This window comes from Pseudomonas sp. NFACC13-1, from assembly GCF_900104425.1.
Taxonomy (GTDB): domain Bacteria; phylum Pseudomonadota; class Gammaproteobacteria; order Pseudomonadales; family Pseudomonadaceae; genus Aquipseudomonas; species Aquipseudomonas fluorescens_AA.
In genome coordinates this window covers 1-2,194 of sequence record NZ_FMXV01000067.1, presented here as the reverse complement: position 1 = coordinate 2,194, position 2,194 = coordinate 1, and the positions used below count along the sequence as shown (strand labels likewise).

Annotated in this window: 1 protein-coding gene; it reads right to left on the bottom strand. The window is 64.6% G+C overall.

The genetic code is table 11. The features are described 5' to 3' along the window. A partial coding sequence (locus tag BLQ55_RS31035; RefSeq protein WP_143011822.1) for a condensation domain-containing protein occupies positions 1-2,194 on the bottom strand: 2,194 nt, incomplete at both ends.

Genomic DNA, 2,194 nt, shown 5'->3' with positions numbered 1-2,194 from the left:
GCTGTACGCCCAGGCCGACCAGATGACGGGCCAGGCGATTGGCCCGGTCGTTCAGCTCGGCGTAGGTCAGGCTGTGCTCGTCATGCACGGCCGCCGGCGCCTCGGGATTGGCCTGTACCCGTGCCTCGAACAGACCATGGACGGTCCTGTCCTGCGGATAGCTGCGGGTCGTGGCATTGAACTCCACCAGCAGTTGGCGACGCTCGGCCGACGGCAGGACCGATACGCTGTTCAATGGCGTCTGTGGCGCCTGCTCCAACGCAGACACCAGGTTCTCCAGCACCACGTTCATGTAAGCGCAGATCCGCTGCGCGCCGATCTGCGGCAACGCCAGCGCGCTCAGGTGGAAATCTTCGCCCAGATCGTCCACCGACAGGGTCAGCGGGTAGTTGGTGCGCTCTTCGTTGCTCAGGAGTTCGATGCCGTTCCAGGCCGCCAATGCATCGGCCGAAGTCACATCCGCGCTGCTGTGCCGATAGTTGAGCAAGGCACTGAACAGCGGCATCGGCGCGACCACGCCGCTGCAACGCTGGGCCAGGGCCAGGGACGCATGCTCATGACCCAGCAGGCCGGTCAACCGGGCATGTGCGGCCTTGGTACTGCCGCGCACATCCTGGTCGCCCACATCCAGCCGAAGCGGCAAGGTGTTGATGAACATGCCCAATGCATGTTCGGCACCGTCACCACCCTGCATCCGGCCCATCAATACGGTGCCGAATACTACGTCCTGTTTGCCGGACACCTGGCTCAGTACCCGCGCCCAGGCCAGGTGATGCAGGCTCGCCGCACTCACGCCCAACGTCCGGGCCTGGGCCCGCAGACGGCGACTCAGGCCTGCGCAAAGGTGCAACCCGGCCTCCTCGATATCGCTGCCGTCGCCACGCACATCCTGTACACCGAAGGGCAGCGTCGGTTCGTCGATGTCGTCGAGCATGTCGCGGAAAAATGCTTCATGTTCCTCGCGGCTGACACCCAGGCGAGCCTGGGCCACGTAGTTGCGGAAAGGTGCCGCTTCACCCAGTTGATCGCCCTGGCCCAGCAGATGCGCCTGCATTTCGTGGCGCACCACTTCCAATGCCGTGTGATCCAGTGCCATGTGATGGAACAGCAACAGCGCGACCCAGCGCTGGTTGGCCGGGTCATGGGCAAAGGCAATGCGCATCAGCGGTGCCTGTTGCATGTCGAGACGGTAATGCAGTGTGTCGAAGCGCTCGCGCAGCTGTCTGGCGATATCCCCCGCCTCGGCGGCCAGTATCACCTCCTCGACCGCCAGCTGCGCTTTGCGCCAGACCACTTGCACCGGCTCGTCCAGGCCTTCCCAGACCACCGACGTACGCAGGATGTCATGGCGATCGATCACCGCCTGCAGCGCATGGGCAAATGCGTCCAGGCGCCCATGGTCGGTGACGGTGAACGTCGCCTGCAACACATAGGGGTCACCGGTGGCCGCTGCAATGTGGTGGTAGAGAATGCCTTCCTGCAACGGTGCCAGGGGGTAGATGTCTTGCACATTGCGCGCACCACCCGGCACCGTCGCGACGATGCGGTCGATGGCTTGCTGGTCCAGAGCGACCAGCGGCAGCATCGACGGCGTGATTCGAGTGCTCCCCAGCAGAATCCCGTTGTCCGGCACCTCGACATCGCGACCGCTACCGACCGCGGCGGCCAGCGCCATCAAGGTCGGCTGGCCAAACAGCACGCGCACGTCGGCGCTCAGGCCGACTTGACGCATCCGCCCGATCAGGCTGACGGCCAGCAACGAGTGGCCACCGAGCTCGAAGAAGTGATCGTGACGGCCGACCTGTTGCAGGCCCAGCAGGTCCTGCCAGATCTGCGCCAGGGCGATTTCGGTCTCACCTTGTGGAGCTTCGTAGCCGCGGGTGATGAGTGCATCGTGTTCCGGCGCCGGCAAGGCCCTGCGGTCGAGCTTGCCATTGGGGGTCAGGGGCAGTGCGTCAAGCTGCACGTAGGCTACCGGGACCATGTAGGCCGGCAACTGCGCTTGCAGGTAGCTGCGCAGGGTCTCAATGTCCACCGTTTCTGACTGGGTGAAATAGGCCACCAGGCGCTTGTCGCCCGGCACGTCTTCGCGGGCCAGCACCACCGCCTCTTTCACGGCGTCGTGCCGGGCGAGCTTGGCTTCGATCTCGCCCAGTTCGATGCGGAAACCACGGATCTTCACCTGGTCGTCGTT